Origin of the sequence: Kribbella sp. NPDC006257 (assembly GCF_040613535.1) — a bacterium.
GTDB lineage: Bacteria > Actinomycetota > Actinomycetes > Propionibacteriales > Kribbellaceae > Kribbella.
Genome location: NZ_JBEXSJ010000030.1, coordinates 64,327 through 88,856, shown reverse-complemented (window position 1 = coordinate 88,856; position 24,530 = coordinate 64,327). Strand labels below are relative to the sequence as shown.

The window sequence follows — 24,530 nt, the reverse complement described above, 5'->3', positions numbered from 1 at the left end:
ACTAGCGAAATCCGCCGGTTTTCGGCCGGCCGAGAAGGTTTGGGCGTTGAAGTGAAGGGAACCCCCCGTGGTGCCTTGCGCGGGGTCGTGATGAACGGAGGCAGTCATGAGTGTTCCTGATCAACCGTCGGTAGTTCCTGGCGTTTCAATCGCGACCTTCGTCAGCTACGGCGATGCTCAGCGTGCGGTGGACTACCTGTCGGACAACGGGTTCCCGGGTTCAGCATCTGTCGATCGTGGGCTCCGATCTCAAGCAGGTCGAGCGGGTGCTGGGCCGGCTCACCAAGCTGAAGGCGGCGCTGGTCGGCGCCGGGACCGGTGCGTGGTTCGGTGCGCTGGTCGGTCTGCTGCTGTCATTGTTTGCCGACTCGGGCACAGCGGTCGTGCTCCTGCTGTTGTGGGGTCTGCTGTACGGAGCTCTGTTCGGTGCGGTGTGGGGTTTCGTCGCGCACCTGCTGACGTTCGGACAGCGCGACTTCTCCACGTTCGGCGTCACGGTGGCGAGCCGGTTCGACATCTACTGCGCCTCCGAGCACGCCGCCCGGGCCGCGGACATGCTGGCCGCGATGCAGACCGCCCCAAGGACGTGAGGTGTCTTTTCGATAGTGGGTTGAGGAGGTTGTGAGATGGCGAAAGCTGTAGGTATTGATCTTGGTACGACGAACTCGGTGATCGCCGCGATGGAGGGCGGCCAGCCCACCGTCGTACCCAACGCGGAGGGTGCCCGGACGACGCCGTCGGTGGTGGCGTTCACCGACACCGGTGAGCGGCTGACCGGGCAGCTGGCCCGCCGACAGGCGGTGATGAATCCCAAGGGCACGATCGCGTCGGCCAAGCGGTTCATCGGCCGCCGGCACGGCGAGGTGGAGTCCGAGGCCTCGACGGTCTCGTACGACGTGGTCGCCGGCCCGGATGAAGCGGTCCGGTTCAACGTCCGGGGCAAGCAGTACGCACCGGAGGAGATCTCCGCGCAGGTACTGCGCAAGCTGGTCGAGGACGCGTCCAAGTTCCTCGGCGAGAAGGTCACCGAAGCGGTCATCACAGTTCCGGCGTATTTCAACGACGCCCAGCGCCAGGCCACCAAGGACGCCGGCCGGATCGCCGGGCTCGAGGTACTGCGGATCATCAACGAGCCGACGGCGGCCGCTCTTGCCTACGGGATGGACAAGCTCGACAACGAGACCGTGATGGTCTTCGACCTGGGCGGCGGCACCTTCGACGTCAGCATCCTGACCGTCGGCGACGGCGTCGTGGAGGTCCGGGCGACGGCGGGTGACACGCATCTGGGCGGTGACGACTTCGACCGCCGGATCGTCGATCACCTTGCCGAGGAGTTCCAGCGCACGGTCGGGGTGGACCTGCGCAAGGATCCGCAGGCGCTGCAACGGCTGTTCGAGGCCGCTGAGAAGGCCAAGGTGGAGTTGTCGTCGGTCACCCAGACCTCGATCAATCTGCCGTTCGTCACTGCGACCGCCGAAGGCCCGCAGCATCTCAACACCACGCTGATGCGCTCGACGTTCGAGCGCCTCACCGCCGATCTGGTGGAGCGGTGTCTGGGCCCGGTCGAGCAGGCGATGGCGGATGCCAAGGTCACGGCCAGCGATATCGACGAGGTCATCCTGGTCGGTGGGTCGACGCGCATTCCCGCCGTACAGCAGCTGGTGCGGCGGCTGACCGGCGGCAAGGACCCGAACATGACGGTCAACCCCGACGAGGTGGTCGCTGTCGGCGCGGCGGTGCAGGCCGCGATCATCAAGGGGGATGTGAAGGACGTGCTGCTGCTCGACGTCACCCCGCTGTCTCTGGGTCTGGAGACGATGGGTGGTGTGATGACGAAGATCATCGAACGCAACACCACCATCCCCGCCCGGCGGACGCAGACCTTCAGCACCGCCGAGGACAACCAGACCGCGGTGGATGTCGTCGTCCTGCAGGGCGAACGGGAGATGGCCGGTGACAACCGGGTGCTGGCCAGGTTCCGGCTGGAGAACATCGCGCCGGCGCCGCGCGGCGTACCGCAGATCGAAGTGACCTTCGACATCGACGCCAACGGCATCCTGCACGTGTCGGCCAAGGACAAGAGCACCGGTGCCGAACAGCAGGTCACGATCAGCGACACCTCGAACCTGGACCAGTCCGAGGTGGAACGGATGGTCGCCGAGGCCGAGTCGCACCGAGGCGAGGACACCCGGCTGCGGGAGCTGGCCGAGGCCCGCAACGAGCTGGACTCGGCCGCCTACCAGGTCGAGCGGCTCCTCGGTGAACGTGGCGAGGCGGTAACGCAGCACGATCGGGCCCGAGCCGAGATGCTGATCGGCGATGCCCGTCAGGCCCTGCAGCAACAAGACAGCGGCCTCGACCGGTTCCGTTCGCTGACCGGTGAGCTGCGTCAGCTGGCCCAAGGGCTCAGCCTGGCCGGCCGGCCCAGCCAGGACGGCCCGGCAACAGCGGGCAGTGAGCCGAGTGGGGCTGACGACGATGTGATCGATGCCGAGTTCTCGACGAAGTGATCCACCATGACGCAAGAACACGTGACGAGGGAGAAGCAGGAGGCCGAGGTCGTCGGCACCGCCGCGCCGGACCAGCGGGGGCCGGTGGACAACGCCGTACCCGCTGACGACCAGCGCGAGCCGACTGACAGCGCCGTACCGGCTGACGACCTGGCGCAGGCCTTGGACGAAGCGCGCGCCAGAGTCGCCGAGCTGGAGGATCGATGGCGTCGCTCGGTGGCCGAACTGGACAACTTCCGCAAACGAACCGCCCGGGAGGCCGAGAACCTTCGCACCGACGAACGGGCGGGAGTTCTGCGCCGTTGGCTGACCGTGGTGGACAGCCTGGAGCTCGCGCTGGCGCATGCCGGCGCGAGCCCGGATCCGGTCGTCGAGGGTGTCCGGGCGGTCTGGGAGCAAGCGCTCGCACTCATGGCGGAGTACGGCTATCGCCGGTACGACGACCTCGGTCAGCCGTTCGACCCGGCACTGCACGAAGCGGTCGGTACCGCCACGGATTCGTCCGTGCGACCGGGCACGGTCGTCCACGTCGTCCGGGCCCGGTACGGCGACGCCGGCCGGCTGTTGCGGCCGGCGGGAGTCATAGTCGCGACGGGAGAGAGCTGACATGGCGGCCGAGGACTTCTACTCGATTCTCGGGGTCTCGCGGGACGCCGGCAGCGACGAGATCCAGCGCGCCTACCGCAAGCTGGCCCGCAAGTTCCACCCCGATGTGAACAAGGACCCGGGCGCCGAGGAGCGGTTCAAGCAGATCTCGGAGGCGTACGACGTACTGTCGGATCCGCAGTCCCGTAAGCGGTACGACGCGTTCGGCGCCGACTTCCGGTCGGTCCCACCGGACGTCGACCCGGATCAGTGGGCGCGGTCGGGCGCGGCTGCCGGCGCGGGTGGCCGACCGCCCGGCGGCTGGGGCAGCCAGGCGGGTTGGCAGCAAGGCGGCTGGGACGGCGGCTTTCCTGGCGGCGGGGGATTCGGCAGCGGCGGTTTCGGGACCGGCGGCTTCGAGGGTGTTGACCTCGACGATCTGCTGGGTGGGATGTTCCAGGGCCGCCACGGCCGTGGTCGGGTCCCGGTCCCGGGTTCCGACCAAGAGGTCGAGGTCGAGATCTCGGTGGAGGAGGCGTACCGGGGTGGTACCCGGACGTTGACTCTGCAAGGACCCACCGGGACACGGACTCTGGACGTGAAGATTCCGGCCGGGGTGGTCACCGGGCAACGGGTCCGGCTGGCCGGTCAGGGCGGTCAGGGCAGTGGCGGCGCAGCTTCTGGCGACCTGTACATGGTGGTGCGGATCGCCGGCCACGGTCGCTACCGGGTCGACGGGCGTGACGTGTCGTTCGACCTGCCGCTGGCTGCCTGGGAAGGCGCACTAGGGGCGACGGTCACGGTCCAGACGCCGGCCGGTGAGACGACCGTCAAAGTGCCGAGAGGTACGTCGACCGGGCGACGGTTGCGCTTGCGGGGCCGTGGTCTGCCGAATCCGCGCGGAAACCCGGGTGACCTGTATGCGGAGGTGAAGCTGATGGTGCCGTCCGTCCTCACTCCGGATGAGGAGCGGTTGTTCGAGGAGCTGGCCGGTACGTCGAAGTTCGATCCGAGGAGGCAGCGATGACCTATGCCCTGGTGAGGACGGCCCGGCTGGACCTGGACGAGTTCTCCCGGCGGGCCGGGCTGCATCCGGACCTGGTTCGGCGCTTCGTCGCGCTGGGTCTGCTCGATCCGGTCACCGACAGCAGGGGAGCACTGTGGTTCCCGCCTGCCGAGCTGGCCGCGGTGGCCCGGATCCAGCGGTTGAGGGCCGGATTCGGGCTGAACTATGCCGCGGTCGGCTTGGTGATCGATCTGCTGGACCGGATCGCCGTGCTGGAGGCAGAGCGTCGGCGGGCTGGTTTGAGAGTGTGGAGAGGAGTTTGACCAATGGATGTGAATCGGCTGACGCAGAAGTCGCAGGAGGCTCTTCAACACGCCCAGGCGAGGGCGCTCGGTCTGGGCCACAGTCAGGTCGACGGTGAACATCTCCTGCTCGCATTGCTGGATCAGCAAGACGGCCTGGTTCCGCGGTTGCTCGAGCGGACCGGCATTGCTCCGAGCGAGCTCCAGTATCAGGTGCAGCGCGAGCTGGAACGACGACCGAAAGTCAGCGGCCCGGGGGTGGAACCGGGGCAGGTGGCGGTCACGCAACGGTTGTCGCGGCTGCTGGATGCTGCAGATCGGGAGGCCAGGCGGCTCAAGGACGAGTATGTGTCGGTCGAGCATCTGCTGCTGGCCTTGCTCGACGAGGGGCGCCAGAGCACGGCCGGCCGGTTGCTGGCCGAACACGGCGTCACCCGGGACGCCTTCCTGCAAGCGCTGACGACGATCCGCGGGAACCAGCGAGTCACCTCCGCGACCCCGGAGGGCTCGTACGAGGCGCTGACGAAGTACGGCCGGGACCTGGTCGCGGATGCCACCGCCGGCCGGCTGGACCCGGTGATCGGTCGGGACGGCGAGATCCGCAGGGTGGTACAGATTCTGTCCCGCAAGACCAAGAACAACCCGGTACTGATCGGCGACCCGGGCGTCGGCAAGACGGCCATCGTCGAAGGCCTGGCACAGCGGATCGCGAACGGCGACGTACCGGAGGGCCTGCGCGACCGGACCGTGTTCGCACTCGACATGGCGTCGCTGGTGGCGGGAGCGAAGTACCGCGGTGAGTTCGAGGAGCGGTTCAAGGCGGTGCTCAACGAGGTGAAGGCCGCCGAAGGCCGGGTGCTGCTGTTCGTCGACGAACTGCACACCGTGGTCGGAGCCGGGGCCACCGAGGGCGCCATGGACGCGGGCAACATGCTGAAGCCCATGCTGGCCCGCGGTGAGCTGCACATGATCGGCGCGACCACCCTGGACGAATACCGCCAGCATGTCGAGAAGGACGCCGCGCTCGAACGCCGCTTCCAGCCCGTCATCGTGGACGAACCGACCGTCGAGGACGCAGTGTCGATCCTGCGCGGTCTGCGCGAACGCCTCGAGGTGTTCCACGGTGTCAAGATCCAGGACGCCGCACTGGTGGCCGCCGTCGTGTTGAGTCACCGCTACATCTCCGACCGGTTCCTGCCGGACAAGGCGATCGACCTGGTTGACGAGGCGTGCGCGATGCTGCGAACCGAGATCGATTCGATGCCCGCGGAGCTCGACCAGCTGACCCGCACCGTGCGGCGCCTGGAGATCGAAGAAGCGGCGCTGGCCAAGGAGGACGACGCCGCCAGCCGCAACCGGTTGACCGAACTGCGCAAGGAGCTCGGCGATCTGCGCGCCGAGGCAGACGCCATGCGGGCCCAGTGGGAGGCCGAGCGGCAGGCGCTGCGCAAGGTCCAGTCGCTGCGGGAGGAGATGGAGCGGGTCCGGCAGGAGGCCGAGCAGGCCGAACGCGATTACGACCTCAACAGGGCGGCCGAGCTGCGGCACGGCCGGCTGCCAGACCTCGAGCGGCAGTTGCGCGGCGAGGAGGAACGGCTGGCCGGCAAGCAGGGCGGTCGCCGGCTGCTGCGTGAGGTGGTCACCGACGAGGAGATCGCCGCAATCGTGTCGCGCTGGACCGGCATCCCGGTCAGCCGGTTGCAGGAAGGCGAACGCGACAAACTGCTGCGGCTGGACGAAGTGCTGCACGAACGCCTGGTCGGCCAGGACGAAGCGGTCCAGCTGGTCGCCGACGCGATCATCCGGGCCAGGTCCGGGATCAAGGATCCGCGTCGTCCGATCGGTTCGTTCATCTTCCTCGGCCCGACCGGTGTCGGTAAGACCGAACTCGCCAAGACGCTGGCCGCCGCACTGTTCGACACCGAGGACAACATCGTCCGGATCGACATGAGCGAGTACCAGGAACGGCACACCGTCAGCCGGCTGGTCGGGGCGCCGCCGGGGTACGTCGGGTACGAGGAAGGCGGTCAGCTGACCGAGGCGGTCCGTCGCAAGCCGTACTCCGTGGTGCTGTTCGACGAGATCGAGAAGGCACACGCCGACGTGTTCAACACCTTGCTGCAGGTGCTCGACGACGGGCGGCTGACCGATGCCCAGGGCCGCACGGTGGACTTCCGCAACACGGTGGTCATCATGACCTCGAACCTCGGCTCGGCGTACCTGCTCGACGGCGTGACCGCCGACGGGCAGGTCAAGGACGATGCTCGCGACGCCGTGATGGACGAACTGCGCCGGTCCTTCCGGCCGGAGTTCCTCAACCGGGTCGACGAGATCGTGCTGTTCAAGCCCCTCACGCTGGCCGAGATCGAGACCATCGTCGACCATCTGCTCGACGAACTCCGGACCCGGCTGGCCGAGCGGCAGATGACCCTGGCGGTCGAACCGGAAGCGGCCCGGCACATCGCCGCCCAGGGCTTCGATCCCGTGTACGGCGCCCGGCCGCTGCGGCGGTTCATCGCCCGCGAGGTGGAAACCCGCATCGGCCGTGCGCTGCTCGGCGGCAATGTCCTCGATGGCGCCACCATCCAGGTCGGACTGCGAGACGGCGAGATCGTCGTCAGCCATCACAAGCCGGGCCAGGAAACCAAGCACGCAGCATGATCATCGACCTCACCGCCACCACCTCGAGCCAGATCAGCACGGCGCTGCTGGATGCGCGGCGCCGTGCCGGCAGCCCGGCGATGGGCATGATCGGCACGCTCGTGGTGGTGGCCGACGAGGCGTCGCAGCACGACGCCTTGAAGGCGGCGACCGACGCCGGCCGGGAGCATCCTTCCCGGATCCTGATGACGATCCTGCGGCCGGGCCGCGGACGGGCGGTGCTGGACGCCGAAGTACGGGTCGGGGAAGGGGCTCCCGGCGAGGCGGTCTTGTTGCGGCTGCACGGTGAGCTGTCGAAGTACCCGCAGTCGGTGGTCACGCCGTTGTTGCTGCCGGACTCCCCGGTCATCGTGTGGTGGCCGGGCGGCGGCCCGGCCGTGCCCAACCAGGACGCCCTGGGCTCACTTGGTCAGCGCCGGATCACCGATGCCGGCGCCACCCGCCATGGAATCGCGGACCTGCTGGCCCGGGCCGAGGGCTACGCGCCCGGCGACACCGACCTCGCTTGGACCAGGATCACCAGCTGGCGGGGCCTCGTAGCGGCCGCCCTCGACCAGTACCCGGTCGACATCGCGGCCGCAGAAGTGGTGGCGCCCAACGGCAACGCCAGTGCGGCTCTCTTGGGCGCCTGGCTGCAAGGCCGCCTGCAGATCCCGGTCGAACGCAACACCTCTCGCGGGCCGGGCATCACCGCAGTCCGTCTGCACACCAGCGGTGGAACCATCGCCCTCAGCCGCCCCGACGGGATAACAGCGACCCTCAGCATCCCGGGACAGCCCGACGGGCACGTGGCACTGAAACGCCGCAGGACAGCCGAACTGCTGAACGAGGAACTGCGCCGCCTCGATGCCGACGACGTCTACGCCGAGGCACTGAACTGCCTGGTCCTGCACTCCAGGTCCGACCCGGCACAACGAGATCGGGACCTCGCACCATCGCAGGTGGTACAGACCACCTGACCGCCCCGAGAAAGACAGGCCCGTGCAGACAAGCCCGAAGCGAACGAGCGTTGGAGGCAAGTACATGGAAGTGTGGCCTGGTCGTGGTTATCCGCTCGGAGCGACGTACGACGGTTTCGGTACGAACTTCGCGTTGTTCTCGGAGGTTGCCGACCGCGTAGACCTGGCGTTGATCGGTGATGACGGGGCGGAGCAGCTGGCTCAGCTGACCGAGGTGGACGGGTTCGTGTGGCACGCGTACCTGCCAGGAGTGCAGCCGGGCCAGCGCTACGGGTTCCGGGTGCACGGCCCGTACGATCCGGCGTACGGGCACCGGTGCAATCCGTCGAAGTTGCTGCTCGATCCGTACGCGAAGGCGATCGACGGGCAGGTCGACGGGGATGAGTCATTGTTCAGTTACCGGTTCGGCAATCCGGATGACCTGAACACGATGGACAACCGGGAGCACACGATGCTCTCGGTCGTCACCAACCCGTTCTTCGACTGGGGCAACGACCGCCCGCCGGGCCACGCGTACCACGAGACGGTGATCTACGAGGCCCACGTGAAGGGCCTGACGATCGCGCATCCCGGTTTGCCGAAGGAGATCCGCGGCACCTACGCGGCGATCGGTCACCCGGTGATCCTCGACCACCTCAACCGCCTCGGGGTAACCGCGATCGAGTTGATGCCCGTGCATCAGTTCGCCCAGGACGGGCACCTGAGCGAACGCGGACTGTCGAACTACTGGGGTTACAACACGATCGGCTTCTTCGCCCCGCACAACGCCGACGCCTCGACCGGCAGTCGAGGGCAGCAGGTCGCGGAGTTCAAGACGATGGTCCAGCGGCTGCACGAAGCCGGTATCGAGGTGATTCTCGACGTGGTCTACAACCACACCGCCGAGGGCAACGAGATGGGCCCGACATTGTCGTTCAAGGGCATCGACAACGCGGCGTACTACCGGCGGGTGGACTCCGACAAGTCGCACTACTACGACACGACCGGGACTGGTAACAGCCTGTTGATGCGGCACCCGCACGTGCTGCAGCTGATCATGGACTCGCTGCGCTACTGGGTCACCGAGATGCACGTGGACGGTTTCCGGTTCGACCTGGCCGCGACGCTCGCGCGTCAGTTCCATGAAGTGGACCGGCTGTCGGCGTTCTTCGACCTGGTCCAGCAGGACCCGGTGGTGAGCCAGGTCAAGCTGATCGCCGAGCCGTGGGATGTGGGGGACGGCGGCTACCAGGTGGGCAACTTCCCGCCGCTGTGGACGGAGTGGAACGGCAAGTACCGCGACACCGTCCGCGACTTCTGGCGCGGTCAGCCAGCCACCCTTGGCGAGTTCGCCACCCGCTTCAGCGGCTCGGCCGACCTGTACCAAGACGATGGCCGGCTGCCCATCGCCAGCATCAACTTCGTCACCGCGCACGACGGCTTCACCCTGCGCGACCTGGTCTCGTACAACGACAAGCACAACGAGGCCAACGGCGAGGGTGGCCAGGACGGCGAGAGCCACAACCGGTCCTGGAACTGCGGCGCTGAGGGCGAGACCGACGACGAGGCCGTGCTCGCGCTGCGGTCCCGCCAGCAGCGCAACTTCCTGACCACGCTACTGGTCTCGCAGGGCGTGCCGATGCTCGCGCATGGCGATGAGCTGGGACGGACCCAGCGCGGCAACAACAACGTCTACTGCCAGGACAACGAGCTGTCCTGGGTGGACTGGGAGCTCAGCGACGACGCGTCGGACTTGCTGGAGTACACCCGTCGACTGGTCGAGCTGCGGCGCGATCACCCGGTGCTGCGCCGCCGCCGGTTCTTCCACGGCGACACCGACGTCGACGGTCTGCGCGACCTCGTCTGGTTCACCCCCAAGGGCACCGAGATGCACGACGGCGACTGGAGCCGCGAGGACGCACGAGCAATCGCGATCTTCCTCAACGGCGACGCCATCTCCGAACCGGACCGGCGAGGTCAGCCCGTCATCGACGACTCGTTCCTGATCCTGCTGAACAGCCACCACGAACCGCAGGACTTCATTCTCCCGCCCGAGGAATACGGCCGGCGATGGACCGTGGCCGTCGACACCGCCTCGCCAACGCACCTCGGGACCCATCAGAAGTACCCAGCCGCAGGCACGGTCGCCGTCGAGGGCCGCGCTGTCGTAGTACTCATCCGTCCCCGGAAGGCCGCGCGGTGACCAGTGGCTGCTCAAACACGAGACAAGGAGAGGAGTAGACCAAGATGCCAAGCCAGCCTCGCGTCACTACCTGCCCTGGCTGTGGCCGGCGCAATCGCGTCCCGGCGGCCGCAACGGGCATGCCGCGCTGCGGCGAGTGCAGGGCCGCACTGCCGTGGATCGTCGACGCCGGCGACGACGACTTCGCCGAAGTGGTCGAGCGGGCAAGTTCGCCGGTCCTGGTTGACATCTGGGCGCCCTGGTGCGGACCGTGCCGGATGGTCAGCCCGGTGCTCGAACAACTGGCGACCGAGAAGGCCGGTGAGCTGAAACTGGTGAAGATCAACGCCGACACCGCCCCCGCGCTCTCGAGACGCTTCGATGTGCAGGCGATCCCCACGTTGATCGTCTTCAGTCGTGGCCAAGTGATCACCCGGCAGGCCGGAGCCGCTCCGGCCCAGGTACTGCGGCCGTGGCTCAACGACGCCCTGGCCAAGGCAGACGCTGATGCCCCCTGACCACAAGTCCGTTCCGACACCGCCGTGGCCCCGAACCCACCGGTCAGGCAGCGGTGCCGACCAGGTCTTGGTCGGTCCTCGCGTGGTCCGGTGACAGCTCCGTTGTTTCGAGCTCGGGGATCACGCGGGTCGGCAGCTCGCCGGTCGACGGGCTGGTCAGGTCGACGAGGGTCGGCAGCGGGACCGTGGGGGCCACGGCAGTGGCCGGGGGCGCGATGACGCGTTGACGCGATCGATGTGGCCGCTGGAGTCGGTCGGCGATCTGGTCCGCCAGGATGCAGATGGCCGCGGTCAAGGCCAGGGCGACCAGGCTGAAGCAGACGCCGATGACCGCGACACCATGCGATGAACGCCCGCTTCGCACCACCTCGCCGGTCACCAGAACCATGACGGTATTGGCCACCGTGAAGGACACGATCAAGGCGCCGAAAGACGCGGCAGCCGGCAGTGAGTGGACGTGCTGCGAGCTCGCTGCCAAGGCCGCGGCGATCGCCGTCACCACGACCGTATAGAGGGTCGGCGGCCACCAGCCCCGGTAGAACAGCGCCCAGGCGACATCCAGAGCGACCGCTACCGTGACCAGCGGATACACCAAGAGCATCGCGAACACCCGGCGCGCCGCCTTATCCCTCACAGCTTTCTTCCCCCTCTCAACTCGTGGTGTGCCCGCACTACTGGTCCCGCGCCGACGTCAGCAGTTGCCCCGTGGGAGCTGTGACGATTAGCACTCAGGACCGGAGAGTGCCAGCCAATGAATGATTTACCGTTTCCGATCGCCCGGCGTCAAGCCACCTCGACGCAGCCGGCCGGGCGGCTTCAGCGTGACTTGTCGGGCCTCTCGGGGTACCAGCAGGCAGTAGCGCCGTCTGCGACCAGTTGGGACGAGGTGATACAAGATGGCCGATGAAGGACGCCACGAGGCGCCTTTGCTGAACGTCCTCGGTTCACTGCATTCACTGCTGTTGAGCGGACCGGGAGTGGAAGACCTACTCGCGGAACAGGCACGAGTTGCCGCGAAGGTGGTCGAACCGCCTTCGTCGTGCGGGGTCACTACCCGCTACGACGGACAGCCACGAACCCTCGTAGCCAGTGATCCGCGGGCTGCGTTGATCGATGAGCGGCAGTATGCCCTGGGCGAAGGACCTTGCCTGGAATCCCTGGAGAAGGGCGTCGCCGTCAGCGTCACCGACCAATCGCGGGAGACCCGGTGGGGCCGCTACGGCGACGCGGCGCTGGAACTGGGGGTGAAGTCGTCGCTCAGCCTCCCGCTGACCGTCGATGCCCAGACCATCGCTGCCATGAACCTGTACGGCTACGACCGGCCCGGACAGTTCACCGAGGCGGACCGGGAGCGGGCAGCCGCGTTCGCCGACCAGGCAGCCACCACCTTGGCGTTCGCGGTGCGGGCCGTCCGACAATCCCAGCTGAGCGAGCAACTGGAACACGCGCTGACCTCCAGATCGATCATCGACCAGGCGCTCGGACTCCTGATGGGCCAGCAAAAATGCGACGCCAAGACCGCCTTCGAGCTATTACGGCGGCACTCGCAGAACAACAACCGCAAGTTGCGAGACGTTGCTGCCGACCTCATCGCCAGGCACACAGGGCAACCACCCGTCGACAGCCGCACCTTCGAATCTGGACACGCGGACGGTTCACTCAGCAACGGAAGCGCCCCGACGTGAACCTGAACCGCTGAACCGTGGGCTGCTTTGTGGTTTGGTATTCCTGTCTTCGAGTAGCCGGGAGATTTAGCCAGATCGCGGTTGGGGTACTGGCTGCTCAGTCGGCCGGTGGCCTCGACCCCCTCCGGCGTCACTGGCCGGCGGAAGGAAGACGATCGGTGTCGATCCGGGCCGTGAGCGGTGGGAGCTGACACAGTTGGCCGGTTACAAGGGAGTTACGGTGACCGACAAGACGGCCTTGCTGGCAAAATTGGCGCGTCTGGCCGCGACCAACGCCGGCCAGCGGCACCTGGCTGATCGGTTGTGTGAAGCGGGCCGGTTGATCCTGGGTGCCGACGGCGCGTGGATCACCCTCCAGGACGGTTCCAGCCAGCGCCTGCCGCTGAGCCTCAGTGACCAGACCGCCACCGCCTTGGAGAACCTCCAGGACCTCACCGGGCAGGGACCGTGCCTGACGGCGTACCGGCAACAGTGCCACGCGGCCACGTCGGTGCGGGACCAGCCCGATCCCAGGTGGCCGGAGTTCAGCAGAGCTGCCTGGCACGAGCTCGGCGCCGTCACTGTCCATGCTTACCCGATGCGGCCCGACAGTGATGTGCTCGGCGTGATGGCTGTGTACTACACCCATGCCGACGGACCGGCCGAATCCGACGAGTCGGCCCAGTTTCTGGCCGATGCCATCGGGCGGCCCTGCTCCGAGACCCGATCCCGCAAGGCGGCTCCGGCCGCGACGACGGGATGTGGTCGGCCCGGGCCGAAGTCCACCAGGCCACCGGCATGGTGGTCGCCCAGTTGCACATGCCGGCCAATGACGCGCTGGCCATCCTGCGGGCGCACGCCTACGACACCACGCTGGCCGAGATCGCACACCAGGTCGTCATCCGCCAGCTCGATTTCCGAGGAGACTCATGACCAGCCATGCCACCCCCCAGGCGCCCCTGCCGGACAGGGCGGTGCGTGAACTGGCCGCCGCAACCGCCACCCTGGTGACCGATCACGACATCCTCGGCACCATCACCAACCTCCTCAGCGGATGCGCTGACTGCGTCGGTGCAGCTTCGGCCGGCATCATCTTGGCCACGCCTGACAGCGGCCGGCCGGAGTTTCTCGCCGCCACCGACCACCGTGCGCAGCACCTCGAGGTGTACCAGGTCCAGACCGACGAAGGCCCGGGCATCGACTGCACCAGCACCGGCCAGACCGTCACCGTCTCCGGACTGGCGCATATCGCCGCCCGCTGGCCAACGGTGTCCGACGCGTTCCGCGCCGCCGGGTTCGACGCGGTCTATGCCGCCCCGATGAACTGGCAGCGCCGCACGCTCGGCGCGGTCAACCTCTTCTTCGACGCCGACCACCACCCGGCCAGCGACACGGCCGTGCTCGCGCAGGCCTTCGCCGACATGGCCAGCCTGGTCATCATCCAGCCTGCGGACCTGCCGCCGACCCACGTCACCGCCCAGACCCGGGCCGCCCTGGACGAACGCACCATTATCGAGCGCGCCAAAGGAGTGATTGCCTATAGCGACAACCTCCCCATGGACGCCGCCTTCGACCGCCTGATCGCCCTCGCCCAGCAACGAAACCAGTCCCTGACCACCACCGCAGCCGCCCTCATCGACAAGGCCGCCGAAGGCCCGATCCACCAATGAGCTAACCGGAGCCGACCACCGAGACTGGCATCCGAAGTCGCTGGAGTCAGCGCTTGGGTGTGGCGAGTTGTTCGGCGGCGTGGACGACGGCGCCGGCTACTCGCCGCTGTAGAAGCTGACCAGCGTCGAGGTGGAATCGGTGTCGGTGATCAGCATCGCCGCCGGTTCGGACTCCTCGGCGATGGACACCGTGGCCGGCTTGGAGATCAGGTGGCGCAGTACTACGGGGAAGCGCGTGGTGATCCCTCCGACAGCGATCACCACCGTGTCGTCTCGCCGGTCGTAGGTGGCATACCTGAACGGGAGCCGCTCGACCTCGAGTTGATCGCCAAGGGATGCGTCGAGCACCTCGATGGTGATGTAGTCGCCGTCGTGCCGCTTGGTCAGTTGGTCCAGCGCGGACTCCCACTGTTCGCGGTCGAGCTTGTTGCTTGCCTCAACCATTTCTGTTCGTCCCTCTCGTTGTTGCTGTGTGACGGCTGTCAGGCAGCGTCGCTCAGCCGGCCGTCGTCGGCGGCAACCCGCGACAGCCCTCGACTGTGCTCAGCGGCAGCCGTTGATGTACTGGCGTGCGCTGACGGGGTGGCAGCGGTGCGGTGGCGCATCGCCAACAGGTGAAGCGCCACCGACTCGTCTTGGGGTGCACAGCGCACCTCGAAGCGGGTCGGCACGATTCGCTGGGCCACCAGATCAGGGCGGGATTTGGACAGTCCACGGAAGAATCCGCGTAGCGCGCCGACCAGTGCGCCGTACAGCAGTCCCCACATCACCACCACCAGGCCATTGGCGTTGGTCTGGGTGAACGAGGCGACCAGCATCGCCATCAAGAAGCCCAGCGCTGCTCCCTGACCGGCATCCACACCGGTGCAGCGGGCGATGGTTCCAGCCCTGGCCGGGCTGCTGTCTGTCAGCCGAAGTTCGGCGCCCACGATGCTGAGCCCCTCGCGCAGGCCGCAGGCCCACAGGTAGTCAACTGTCGACTGAGCTTCGCCTTGGGTTTCGACTGACGCGATCACGCTGCTGGGAACCATCGCGGAACGGTTGGACGGCATTGCTGTCTCCACAAGCAAGTAGCGGACATCCTCGCCGGCTCGCTGCCCAACCGCACGTTCGAGACCACTGTAAAAGACCCGTTGCGAAGCACTCAACAGCCCGGCAAAATATGTCAACTGAAGGACGACGAACGGGAATGTCAACGGACCGATGACTGTTGTAGAGGATAGAAGCAATGACGACAAGTCGAAGCGCTGGAGGTGAAGACGATGATGATCCGTACCGACCCGTTCCAGGTCCTGGACCGGCTGACCCAGCAGCTCAACGGCAGGGGCACCTGGTCGGGCCCTTCGGTGATCCCGATGGATGCCTATCGGTCGGGCGAGGAGTTCGTGGTCGCCTTCGATCTGCCGGGGGTTGAGCCCGAGGCGATCGAGGTGAACGTCGACCGCAACGTGCTGACCGTGAAGGCCGAGCGGCGCCCGATCGTGAGCGGTGACGACGTCCAGACGCAGATCTCGGAGCGCCCGCTGGGTGTGTTCTCCCGGCAGGTGTTCCTGGGCGAGAACCTGGACACCGACGCGGTCGAGGCCAGCTACGAGGCCGGTGTGCTGAAGCTGCGGATCCCGGTCGCGCAGCAGCACAAGGCGCGCAAGATCGAGATCAGCAGCACCGGTCAGAAGCAGCTGAGTTCCTGATCCCCGGCCCGGCTCGCCGCTCGGACAAGCCGGCGGGCCGGACCGGCCGATGACCCCGTTGACGCCGTCCGGTGCATGGCCAACGCCTCCGATCGAGGCAGCAGTCGACGATCAGGCCGGTACACACCGACGGCGTCAACGGGCCTGCATCTACGAAGGAGTTGCCATGACAAGTCACCAGTTTCCGCGGGCGCTCCAGGAGCTGGAGCAGGAGTTCGCCAACCTGGCACCGGACATTCCCGACGGTGCGCACAAGCAGGCGCTGGCGGTCCTGCACGGCATCGTGATGGAGCTCTGGCGAAGCCTGCAACGTGATCGGCTTCCCGCCCGGGAGACGGCGCTGCAGGACATCGTGGACCTGTGGCGTACGGCGCCGTCGATGGAGGCGCCCGCAGTCAACGAACCGCTGCCGGTGGGGACCGAGGCGCCGGACTTCGAGCTGCCCGACGCATCCGGAAACCTCGTCCGGTTGAGCGAATTGCAGGGCCGCCCGGTGGTACTGGCCTTCTACCCGCTGGACTGGAGTCCGGGCTGCAGCCAGCAGCTTGACCTGTACCAGCAGGAGATCGAGGAGTTCCGCAGCCGCGACGTGCAACTGCTGGCCATCTCGGTGGACAGCATCTACAGCCACGACGCCTGGGCCAAGGTCCGTGGGTTGTCGTTCCCGCTGCTGTCGGACTTCCAGCCCAAGGGCGAGGTGGCCCGCCGCTACCAGGTCTGGCGTGACGCCGACGGGTTCAGCGAACGAGCTCTGTACGTGATCGACGCCGAGGGCCGGATCCGGTTCAGCCACGTGTCGCCGTACCTGCATCATCTTCCCGACATCTACGAACTGCTGCCGGAACTCGACGCCGTGAGCCAACGCACGCCGGCAGCCGCGAACGTCTGAACAGGAGGGCACCGATGCTTGGATACTCCCACCCCGCTGCGCAGTTCACTTCGCCCAGCTGGGCGCCGGCGAGCGGACCGGTGGTCGTCTACGGCCGTCGCTGGTGCGGCCTGAGCCAGTCCGTACGCCGCTATCTCGACCGCGCGGGCATCCCGTACCGCTACGTCGACCTGGACCTGAACCCGCACGACGAGACCCGTCTCGCCTGGGTCACCGGCGGACGCGTCCACAGCCCGATCGTCTCCATCGGCGGCCAGATGCTCGTGCAGCCCACCATCGGCGAACTGGAGCGGGCACTGCGGAGCCCCAACCGGCAGATGACCACCCTGATCTAACCTCGTCGTTTGCGCCCGGTTCCGGGAAACGAGCCGGGCGCACGACTGTGCGATGGCAGGCCTCAAGGGTCGAGGGTGGCGGGGGGTAAGCACTCTTGGTGGCCAGATTAGCTGCCGGTGTGGTTAGGTCTCAGCCGCAAAACGGCCGCCCCGTATCTGATGGTGCTGGCCAAGCCAGGCTCGTGAACCGTCACTCTCACGCCTGGCAATGCGGTTCCGGGGCATCGTCAGGGCACGAGCGATCGTCTCGGGCATCATCGGACCTCTCCAAGTCAGCTTCCAGCTGTTCTCCGCCCCCGACAGCTCGAAGTCCGTCAGGTTCGCACAATGGCCATCGTTCCAGGCCGCGTCGTGAGCAAAGAAGAACTGCCCGAGTTCCCAGCTGTCATCCGAAGCCCGGCCGCTGCAGCGAGCAAGGAGGCTTGCGAACAGTTGCTTTGTGTCCTGACTCATCGGAGCCGCATCTTCAAGTGCCCTGCTCTCGCCAGGGCTGAGGGGACGTTGCACGGGATCGTGATGTTCGCGAAGCCAGCCACGCTCGGATGCAATTCGCAGCCGGGCACCGGTAGGAAGATGCACGCAGTCATTGTTCCCGCGGCGAGTTCGTGGTAGCAGCCGGAGCCCAGGGAGGCCCTGACAGTCGACGCCATGTACCGGCAAGAGAGAGGCTGCCAGGTTGTCTGGTGCGTCCGCGTTGGCCACTACGAACTCGTCATAGCGCGGACTGGCGTTCCAGGTGTAGAACATGGCGCGAGAGATATTCCAGGCGCCAGGCTGGAATGTGAAATGCAGAAGCAGTGCCCGTAACTCGAGCTGTTCTGGACTACAGGTATCCAGGCCGTGATCGCCGGATCGGCTTACGCCGCGTCGGGCCTCGTCGGTGCTCTCGCCGGTGAACCGAGCACGGGTCACGGCGAGACGATGGTGGTGCGTCATTGGAGCAGTCCTCTCCCGACCTGCCCGGCCAGGCGAGATACACACGGAGGCTGCTAGCAGCAGTCGACGAGGCTCGGACAGGGCGCCCTGCACCCGGGGTCCGGCTGAGGCGTGCTCGCCGGGAACGACGCCAAGGGACCGGCGAGCGTCCGAGGCCCGCTGGCGCACCACGATAGAGGATGCACCTCTCAGATCGGTGTACACCGGATCCTGTCGGTGGGTCGTACGCCCCGTCCTGAGTGCTTGCCCGCAGCGCCTGGCCAACGTGAGAACGCGGCCAAGTGACGAGGCATCACCGTTCAAGCGGACGGTGTGAGTCAGGTGATCGAGGCACTGGTCTGTCACAGCTGGGCTTCTGCCAGCGGTTGTTCCGTCTTATCGCGATCGGCCGAGCAACCCGCTCGTGATCTTGCGGAGCCGGCCGCCCGGTTCCGGTCCTTGTGGTGTTGTCCGGAATTCTTCGTAGTGCTGTTTGGTGACGCAGCGGATGACCGCGTGCATGAACTTCTCGCGGTCGGGCACCTGCACGGCCCATCGTTCGTCCGTGCGCGTGTTCCACAGAACCCCCCTCGGGTGGCCGCCCATCACCAGGTAGAGGGCCAGTTGGAGGAACATGGCGCGGTCGAGCTCGGAGACGAACTTCAGTTCGAAGACCTGATCATTGTGTATGGCATCGGCGACTCCTACGAACGTGATCGGCGTGGCCGTGGAGGGTGTAGCGGCCATTCCTGACAGGCCCAGCGTCGCCTGTGCCGTGCAGTCGCGTGGAAGCTGCGTGGCTAGCCGCCTAATCAGCGCGTTCCGAACTTCGACGCTGACTTTTCGGGTGACTTGTTCTGCGTAGCGCATCTGGTCTGTGTCGACGGCCGTCAGCAGCAGTGCATCGTGCCAGGGGTCGTCGTTGAGCCTGACCTGCAGCTGCTTCGCGATCGGTTTCGTGTTCAGCATCACTTCTCGGGCAGGGTCATACTTGTCGAAGAACACCGCCTCCTGGTAGTGGCCGACCACGGGGGAGAGGTCGATCAGCCCGTCGACACGGTCGATGGTGATCTCCTCGCCCGCGCCGTCGTCGAGGCGTCGCCTGTCGAGCAGGTCGACACACGCCTGGAGGTTCTCCGCGTAGGTGAAGTCGAAACAGTCAGACGCGAGCAACGGTTTGTCATACATGGGCTGTTCATCGGTCAGTAGCTGCGTGAACCGCTGTACCGGGATGAAACCGATGCTGTTGGCTCGCCTATGAGCATGTTCTGATCGCACGAAGACGACTTCGTTCTTTCCTCGGGAGGCCGCGACCAGGAACACGTTGCGCATGACAGTCGTGTCCACGTTCGGGAATCCGCAGCGCAAGTCCCACATGTTCTCGTCGTAGTCGAACACCACGCTCGTCGGGCGTTCCAGTCCTTTGCTGGAATCGAACGTCGTGAACACCGCGGTATTTTCGCCGTAAGTCACCGCGGTGTCGCCGTCGCGGATGGAGGCGTAGACGGTGTCCTTGTTGAAGATCGCACCCTGACTACGTTCGAGATGATTTAGTGCCGCGGCCATCTGGCCGTTTCGTTTACCCAGGCACAGGAGCTCACCCGGACTTTTCTCTCTCATGAGATCGAGCGCCTCGTGGTACGAGACGTACCGGATCGTCTGCATGGGGTTGACGCCCACTACCGGTTTGTTCCATGCCTCGCTCAGGAGCGTGCCGAGTTCTCTACCTGCACGGAAGGACTGAGTGAAGGGCATCAGTTCGGCCTGCCGAGTGATCTCCCTGGTGAACCGCTGAACGTCCAAGGTCGTGTTCGAGTGCACCTTCTGAGCCAGATCGCCTACCAGAACGGTTTGCATCGCCGGGTTCAGCGACTTGATGTTGCGCAGCAACTGCGCGTACTCCTCGTTGATGTCCTGATACTCGTCGACCACCAGAAGATCATATTTGGGAAGTGGCTCCGAGAGGTTGGCGAAGACCGTATTGAATCGCCGGATCGATTCGTCGAGGCCACATTTGATGCCCGCCTCCAGCAGTGCTGGATACACGATCCCGTGATAGTTCTGCACCCTCGCGTTTTAACTCGGCGTTGAGCGTCGGCTTTCAGTAGCTTGCTGTATGTCAGGTACAAAACCTTACGGTCGCGGCCCACCTCGGTACATAGCGACTGAATCGCCGTTGTCTTGCCCGATCCCACCGTCGCATCGACGATGACATCCCGCCCTGAACGTACGGCGTCAATCATTCGCCGCTGTTCGCCACTCAACAGCAAAGGCGAGTCTGCGGCAGCCCGGCCATGATTCCCAGTCTGGCTCGATGTCGGGGTCGGGCCTGTGGCGATGGCGAAGTTGGGGTTGGCTGCGAGTTGTCTTCGCAGCACCGCCTCCGCCTCGGCCCACGACGCCGACCGTAGCTGCGGGGGCAGGAGCACCTGACAACGTGCCTGCAGCGCTCCGGGGGTGCGCTGCAGCGTTCCTGCCAGTGCTTGCAGCGCTATACCGCGCCGGAGCCCATCGAGCAGCGTCGCGGTGTCCTCAGCCGACCATGCCGAGCCCGCACGGCGCGGTGCTGACCTAGCGCCTTTGTTCCAACTGTCAGTGGTCACGTCATAAACGCTATCGACAACCGGCGACAGAATCTGCAGGTTCGCGAGTCCAGCGGCCGGCACCCCGCCTGCGGTCACGTGTGTCTGCTGCCCCGACGATAGAGATCCCGAAGTTCCTCCGTCTTCTGGGGTGCGATGAGAAGGCGCTCGTTGCCAGGCACCAACCCACGCTGGGGAGTCGACCGGCTCCGCGGTGCTGAGAGAGAAGGTTCTCTCCCGGGCTATCCAGGTTGGCCAGGCATCCGATTCATATCGATTGTTCGGCACCTTCGCCGCAGGCAACGACCTACGGGCGTCACCGTCTGTAAGTGCGGTGCCTGGAAGGTCTGGCATCCCCCAAGAGGTGGGATCGATCGACTCGGTAGCAGCGGTTAGAGCAGCGAGAGCTGTTCGTCGTCAGGGAAATCGGAGTGAACTATCTGCTCCGCCGTGACCTTTCCCGTTTCGAGGAGTAGCTGTGCTTCGCTAGCGTTGAGCACGAAGACTCGGAGCTGACCAGGTAGGCGTTGCATTGAAGCAGGACTCGGGCGGACCACTCCGTACAGCTGTGTGCCTAGTTGGATCGCTGTCCCGTAGGCGTGTTCTTTCCTCGGACCGTCCGTGTCGAAGCTCGTGGTCTTGCCCATCTCGTTACGCCACACGTATTCGGCGATCTTGTTGTGAAGCTCATGAGTGCGGGTCTCGGAGAGCTTCTCAATCCACTGTGAGGCGGCATCCCTTTCGACTCGGTCCAGACGCTGCCGATCGCGCTCAGCCGCTTCGGCTGCGGCTCGGCGTTGTTGCTCCACCGCTTCTTGACGCAGCCGGTCCTGCTTGAGCCTCGCGTGAAACCCCCGCCACCATTCTTCATCACGTTGCGCCTGCTCTTGCAGTCGCCGGGCCTGCTCCGCCGTGTGCTCGGCTTCCTGCCCGCGTCGGTCATCCTCGCGCTGCTTCCGCTCAGCCGCCTGCTGCGCTGCCTCGGCCTCTTGCTGACGTTCTTTCCATGCGTCTTGACGTTGGCGCATGAGTTCGTGCCGGCCTCGGCCTCGATGCTTGCTGCGGTGGTCCAGAGTCTGTGGCGCCAGGAGTAGTGAGTGGAGCCAATCTTGATCTGCCGGTATCGGGGGAAGACCTCATGGACGACGACCGAGCCGTCTTGAACGCCCCGCACGAACTCGGTCAATGCCAGGCAAGCCGGTGTTTGCCAGCGGCCTTTCTTGAACTGAAAGCCTGCGGCACCGTCGATGACCATGACTTCGGCTTGTTCGGCGATGCGAATCGCGGGGACTGAGCCGAGCCAGGTAGCAGAGTTCGGTGTGACCCAGCAGACCTCGATCCCGTCTGCTTCGTAGCGTGCAGTGCGGTAGCGGATGTCGTCGTCGGTGATCGGCGAGAGCTGAGCTTCCCAGGCAATCAGGCGAGTCTGATCTGGAGAGGTCGCGAGAACGTCGGCGCGCCAATTGGCGTCCGGCCCAGTGACTTCCAGTTCGGCCAGCCAGCCGGCCGAGCGCGCGGCGTTGGCCAGTGCGAGCTTCAGTTGGTGATGTTCCAGGGACTCGTTGAGCCAGGCGCAATGGGGCGGCCGGCCGGGGTCGTGAGCAAAGTGGCGCATGCCGAGGCTGGACACACGAGCGTGTACTCCGTGGTCGCACTCCGGGCACCGCAGCGCGACGCGCGGCCGTACCTTGTGCACCTGGTCCCAGGTCAGGCCGCAGCCGAGATCAGGCAAGGTCGCGTCGACGCGACCAGCGTCGGCATGGATCGCGGAGAAGGCCATCACCGGCTCCGGTGGTGTGGGGTCATCGGAATTCCTCCATGAGACTGTGCGCGATGACACGATCACATACAGGTGCGACATTCTTGTTGGGCGTTCACGCCGAGGTACTGGATCTCGCGGGCCGGTCCCGCACAGCGGCCCTGCAATGAGGATGACAAGTAACGCGGAGGCCTCAAGAAGAAGCATCAGGTCCCGACGGAGCCTCAGCTGGACATCGGGACCCACATCACTACGCTGCAATCCTATGGTGACACCCGGTGACACGTTCAACAGCCCCGGACCGGATACGGCCGAACTAGCTCAGCTCCACTTAACGTTCCAGCCCGGCGCTACCTCGGCCGAGCAAGAACTCGCCATCGCCTACTGGACACATACCGCCTCAGACCTCGATGGCCGCCTGGCACTTGATTGGCAGCACCGGGTGGACGACCTGCCCGTTCCCCCTGACTGGGAAGTACGGCCCCGGCGCGGCATCGGGCGCTTGATCAGGACGTATTGCACGGCCAGTTCCCGCTGGCGCTGCCCTGACTGCGGCGATGCCATCGAAGCAACAGGCCGATCCGCTGTCGGCACCCACCTGCGCCTTCGGGCTCCGTTGTACCGCCTGCGGCACAACCGTCATCCAGTCGAACTACGACGATCCGAAAACCGCCGAACAGCGCGAGGTCCCGGACCGCCGAACAGACGGCCTGAGCCCAGCCCAGATCGAGGCAGTTAAAGAGCTCACCCAGCCGATCAGCGGCGGCGACCTGGGCCACGTGGAACTGGCAGAAGCCCTGCTGCTCGACGCGCTGACCGGCCGCGCGGACCGCAACGGGATCATCGGGCCGCTGAGCCGCGATCACCAAGCAGTCGCCAGACTCCAGTACTGCCCCATCATGTTGCAGGCTTGGCGATCCCTACTCGAAAGCAACGTCCTCGCCGTCCATGCCTCCAGCCCATCGGCCGCCTTCGGCTGGACCGACGCCGGTGATCCCTTCCCACTGCCGTACGACGCCCACTGGTACATCGCACGTGGGCGAGCTGGCGACGAGCCAGCAGACACCGCCGTGGCTGTGCGCACCGCAGTCCTCGACCTCTTTCAAGCTGAACACTGGGGCGGCGACTGGATCAGCGACGTGTACCACGTTGGCATCGAGCTGCTTGCCGCCGAGGGAACCGAATACTTTCGCCACCTCCTCGCCACCCGCGGCGCCTGCCCAATGCCGACCAGCCAAGGCCAGACATTGCTGCAGGCAGCAATGAACGACGCCGCAGACGACCATAGCCTCGGCCAAATCATCTACCTGGCCTGGAAACCAGTAGCCCAAGCCGTCGACCCGTACCGGTTCGCCAAGCAGACTCCAGCACCCCATGTCACCGACGAAGCCGTGGCTGAATTCGCCAAACGAGCCCCGCGCTACCGGGCCAACCTCTGGACCGTCGAGGCCTACGACCTCGACACGAACCTCCCGCCCGCCGCCACCTACACAGCTCTGTGGCACTACCTTGGGGGAGATCCACGCACCACCTCCGTAGCATGGCTGGCGGACGCAGCCGGCCGTCGGGCCGACCACGACACTCGGCAGTACCTGCAACACATCGCCGAGGAACAACGCCTACAGGACGCCGAGCCTCTCCCTGCCGGAGCCTGGCAAGCCGTCTTGCAGGCACTCGACGCTGCCAGCCGGGCACCCGAGACCGCACCGCTCGACGAGCCTTGGGTCGGCATCGAAGAGATGACGCAACCAGCCAGGCCGCTCGCTGCCGCCACAGCCGACTACCTGCGCGAGATCGACAAGCTCTATCCCGACGACCGGGCACAACACCTCGCCAGCTGCTACAACGGAGCAGGCCTCGCTGCCCACGCGATGCTCTTCCAGGAAGTCGGCTGTCAGAGCGCTGTCGAACACAGCGACTCAGACTTCGCGGCCAACACACTCCAACAGTGGCTCCTCGATGCCTACTCAGCCACCCTCGAGGATCAGCCCACCTGAGCTCTCTGCCGACATCACGCAGCCGTGATCACGAGGCCCACCAGTCGTCGGGCAAGCGACGATCGTGGATCTTGTTCGCCGACGGCAGACCGGTGTAGGTGCGCAGACCGTGGCCCATCTCTGGCAGCTGTGCCGCCGGCAGCAGGCGCTCCAGCGACAACCCGGGAAACTGGTGGTAGTTCAGCGCGCCTGGGTGGTCGGCCAGAGCACGCAGAAAGGTCCGGCGGCCGGGGCGACAAGTCTCCGAAGGCTGGTGCAGGACCGGTCCCCTGCATGTGGAAAGCCTTCTCCAGGGCCGTTCCGGCAATCGTGTCGCACTGCCGGAT

General features: G+C 66.1%; 22 protein-coding genes and 2 pseudogenes. 17 read left to right on the top strand and 7 right to left on the bottom strand.

Going from position 1 to position 24,530, the window contains the following annotated elements; translation table 11 throughout:
• Positions 1-236 precede the first annotated feature (236 nt).
• The 9 genes from ABZ004_RS29905 (at position 237) to trxA (ending at position 10,702) form a co-directional block, all read left to right on the top strand.
• Entirely contained in the window at positions 237-590 is a 354-nt protein-coding gene (locus ABZ004_RS29905; protein ID WP_355684410.1) for a general stress protein, read from the top strand.
• A gap of 36 nt (positions 591-626) precedes the next feature.
• Complete coding sequence (gene dnaK / locus ABZ004_RS29900) at positions 627-2,510, top strand: molecular chaperone DnaK (protein WP_355684409.1); 1,884 nt, start codon at positions 627-629, stop codon at positions 2,508-2,510.
• Positions 2,511-2,516: 6 nt separating this feature from the next.
• Positions 2,517-3,116, top strand: a complete 600-nt coding sequence (locus tag ABZ004_RS29895) for a nucleotide exchange factor GrpE (protein WP_355684408.1) — start codon at positions 2,517-2,519, stop codon at positions 3,114-3,116.
• Position 3,117: 1 nt separating this feature from the next.
• The gene (locus ABZ004_RS29890; protein WP_355684407.1) at positions 3,118-4,122 is read left to right on the top strand and encodes a DnaJ C-terminal domain-containing protein; all 1,005 of its coding nucleotides are present in this window, start codon (positions 3,118-3,120) and stop codon (positions 4,120-4,122) included.
• Positions 4,119-4,424 carry a chaperone modulator CbpM gene (locus tag ABZ004_RS29885; protein WP_355684406.1) on the top strand — a complete coding sequence of 102 codons (306 nt, stop codon included), beginning with the start codon at positions 4,119-4,121 and terminating at the stop codon, positions 4,422-4,424. Before ABZ004_RS29890 ends, ABZ004_RS29885 begins: the two co-directional genes overlap by 4 nt.
• Positions 4,425-4,427: 3 nt before the next feature.
• Entirely contained in the window at positions 4,428-7,064 is a 2,637-nt protein-coding gene (gene clpB, locus ABZ004_RS29880; protein WP_355684405.1) for an ATP-dependent chaperone ClpB, read from the top strand.
• Positions 7,061-8,023 (top strand): glucose-6-phosphate dehydrogenase assembly protein OpcA, encoded by a 963-nt coding sequence (locus ABZ004_RS29875; protein WP_355684404.1) that lies wholly within the window; start codon positions 7,061-7,063, stop codon positions 8,021-8,023. The genes clpB and ABZ004_RS29875 overlap by 4 nt, the downstream gene beginning before the upstream one ends.
• A gap of 64 nt (positions 8,024-8,087) precedes the next feature.
• Positions 8,088-10,205, top strand: coding sequence for a glycogen debranching protein GlgX (gene glgX, locus ABZ004_RS29870; RefSeq protein WP_355684403.1), 2,118 nt, complete (start codon positions 8,088-8,090; stop codon positions 10,203-10,205).
• A 44-nt stretch (positions 10,206-10,249) separates the two neighbouring features.
• On the top strand, positions 10,250-10,702 hold the full coding sequence (gene trxA, locus ABZ004_RS29865) for a thioredoxin (protein WP_355684402.1): 453 nt from the start codon (positions 10,250-10,252) through the stop codon (positions 10,700-10,702).
• A gap of 43 nt (positions 10,703-10,745) precedes the next feature.
• Here trxA and ABZ004_RS29860 read toward each other — a convergent pair whose 3' ends face one another.
• A complete protein-coding gene (locus ABZ004_RS29860) occupies positions 10,746-11,336 on the bottom strand; it encodes a hypothetical protein (RefSeq protein WP_355684401.1) in 591 nt (196 codons plus the stop codon).
• 262 nt (positions 11,337-11,598) lie between these two features.
• On the opposite strand from ABZ004_RS29860, the gene ABZ004_RS29855 reads away from it, so the two are divergent.
• From ABZ004_RS29855 to ABZ004_RS29840, 4 genes and pseudogenes are all read left to right on the top strand, one after another.
• Positions 11,599-12,387, top strand: coding sequence for a GAF and ANTAR domain-containing protein (locus ABZ004_RS29855; RefSeq protein WP_355684400.1), 789 nt, complete (start codon positions 11,599-11,601; stop codon positions 12,385-12,387).
• Positions 12,388-12,607: 220 nt separating this feature from the next.
• A pseudogene (locus ABZ004_RS29850) lies at positions 12,608-12,997 on the top strand (antitermination regulator); the annotation flags it as partial.
• A 128-nt stretch (positions 12,998-13,125) separates the two neighbouring features.
• Complete coding sequence (locus tag ABZ004_RS29845; RefSeq protein ID WP_355684436.1) at positions 13,126-13,299, top strand: ANTAR domain-containing protein; 174 nt, start codon at positions 13,126-13,128, stop codon at positions 13,297-13,299.
• The gene (locus ABZ004_RS29840; RefSeq protein WP_355684399.1) at positions 13,296-14,036 is read left to right on the top strand and encodes a GAF and ANTAR domain-containing protein; all 741 of its coding nucleotides are present in this window, start codon (positions 13,296-13,298) and stop codon (positions 14,034-14,036) included. Before ABZ004_RS29845 ends, ABZ004_RS29840 begins: the two co-directional genes overlap by 4 nt.
• 96 nt (positions 14,037-14,132) lie before the next feature.
• Here the strand turns inward: ABZ004_RS29840 and ABZ004_RS29835 are convergent, their stop codons facing one another.
• Together ABZ004_RS29835 and ABZ004_RS29830 are read right to left on the bottom strand one after the other, a co-directional pair.
• Entirely contained in the window at positions 14,133-14,480 is a 348-nt protein-coding gene (locus ABZ004_RS29835) for a DUF5335 family protein (protein ID WP_355684398.1), read from the bottom strand.
• A 38-nt stretch (positions 14,481-14,518) separates the two neighbouring features.
• On the bottom strand, positions 14,519-15,232 hold the full coding sequence (locus tag ABZ004_RS29830; RefSeq protein ID WP_355684397.1) for a hypothetical protein: 714 nt from the start codon (positions 15,230-15,232) through the stop codon (positions 14,519-14,521).
• A 66-nt stretch (positions 15,233-15,298) separates the two neighbouring features.
• Between ABZ004_RS29830 and ABZ004_RS29825 the strand changes: the two genes are divergently transcribed.
• The 3 genes from ABZ004_RS29825 to ABZ004_RS29815 all read left to right on the top strand — a co-directional run bounded on the left by ABZ004_RS29825 (position 15,299) and on the right by ABZ004_RS29815 (position 16,951).
• Complete coding sequence (locus ABZ004_RS29825; protein WP_355684396.1) at positions 15,299-15,727, top strand: Hsp20/alpha crystallin family protein; 429 nt, start codon at positions 15,299-15,301, stop codon at positions 15,725-15,727.
• Positions 15,728-15,893: 166 nt separating this feature from the next.
• Entirely contained in the window at positions 15,894-16,616 is a 723-nt protein-coding gene (locus ABZ004_RS29820; RefSeq protein ID WP_355684395.1) for a peroxiredoxin, read from the top strand.
• A 14-nt stretch (positions 16,617-16,630) separates the two neighbouring features.
• Positions 16,631-16,951, top strand: coding sequence for a glutaredoxin family protein (locus tag ABZ004_RS29815; protein WP_355684394.1), 321 nt, complete (start codon positions 16,631-16,633; stop codon positions 16,949-16,951).
• Between the two features lie 1,311 nt (positions 16,952-18,262).
• On the opposite strand, the gene ABZ004_RS29810 is transcribed toward ABZ004_RS29815, so the two are convergent.
• The 3 genes and pseudogenes from ABZ004_RS29810 to ABZ004_RS29800 form a co-directional block, all read right to left on the bottom strand.
• Positions 18,263-19,933: a hypothetical protein gene (locus ABZ004_RS29810; RefSeq protein ID WP_355684435.1), complete on the bottom strand. Its 1,671-nt coding sequence runs from the start codon at positions 19,931-19,933 to the stop codon at positions 18,263-18,265.
• Positions 19,934-19,986: 53 nt separating this feature from the next.
• Positions 19,987-20,109: pseudogene (locus tag ABZ004_RS29805) on the bottom strand (hypothetical protein); the annotation flags it as partial.
• A gap of 913 nt (positions 20,110-21,022) precedes the next feature.
• Positions 21,023-22,228 (bottom strand): competence protein CoiA family protein, encoded by a 1,206-nt coding sequence (locus ABZ004_RS29800; protein WP_355684393.1) that lies wholly within the window; start codon positions 22,226-22,228, stop codon positions 21,023-21,025.
• A 536-nt stretch (positions 22,229-22,764) separates the two neighbouring features.
• On the opposite strand from ABZ004_RS29800, the gene ABZ004_RS29795 reads away from it, so the two are divergent.
• Positions 22,765-24,204 (top strand): hypothetical protein, encoded by a 1,440-nt coding sequence (locus ABZ004_RS29795; protein ID WP_355684392.1) that lies wholly within the window; start codon positions 22,765-22,767, stop codon positions 24,202-24,204.
• 28 nt (positions 24,205-24,232) lie between these two features.
• Here ABZ004_RS29795 and ABZ004_RS29790 read toward each other — a convergent pair whose 3' ends face one another.
• Entirely contained in the window at positions 24,233-24,364 is a 132-nt protein-coding gene (locus ABZ004_RS29790) for a hypothetical protein (protein WP_355684391.1), read from the bottom strand.
• Positions 24,365-24,530: the final 166 nt, after the last annotated feature.